The 530-nt window shown below is 48.3% G+C and carries 1 tRNA gene and 1 rRNA gene; both read left to right on the top strand.

Annotation, left to right across the window (positions count from 1 at the left end):
• Positions 1-63: ribosomal RNA gene (locus KQJ23_RS23590) — 16S ribosomal RNA — on the top strand; the annotation flags it as partial.
• Positions 64-195: 132 nt separating this feature from the next.
• Positions 196-271: transfer RNA gene (locus KQJ23_RS23585), tRNA-Ala, on the top strand.
• The last annotated feature ends 259 nt before the right edge of the window (positions 272-530 follow it).

The following is a 530-nucleotide window of genomic DNA, read 5'->3' as shown; positions in this document are numbered from 1 at the left end:
ATGATTGGGGTGAAGTCGTAACAAGGTAGCCGTATCGGAAGGTGCGGCTGGATCACCTCCTTTCTATGGAGTACCTCGTTCCTGTAGGGAACGGTACAAAGTTTTCGGTCGGCTGTAAGCCGCCGGATCCATCGCTTTGCGTAAGCAAAGCAACCATTGACGTGCTTTCATTTGTTCAGTTTTGATGGAATTTGCGGGGCCATAGCTCAGCTGGGAGAGCGCCTGCCTTGCAAGCAGGAGGTCAGGAGTTCGATCCTCCTTGGCTCCACCAAAGAATTTCATCTATTTGTTATGTAAACCTTGATCCTTGAAAACTGGATAACGAAACGAAGAATCTGCGAATTAGAACATTCCTTTTAGCTGAACTTGTGTCACAGCAAGTGAAGTAATCGGTAGTGAATACAGATGCGAAAGTTTTGGGACTGGGGATCCTTTGGAAGTGTCTGCACCCTTGCGGTAAGCAAGCGTAGGCAACGGACAACAGAGCACCAGGCGCAAAACGGCAGCATAATGGTTAAGCTACTAAGAGC

This window comes from Paenibacillus brevis (genome assembly GCF_018919145.1).
GTDB classification, from domain to species: Bacteria; Bacillota; Bacilli; order Paenibacillales; family Paenibacillaceae; genus Fontibacillus; species Fontibacillus brevis.
The sequence above is the reverse complement of the archived record's forward strand: the minus strand, read 5'-3'. Positions and strand labels throughout refer to the sequence as shown.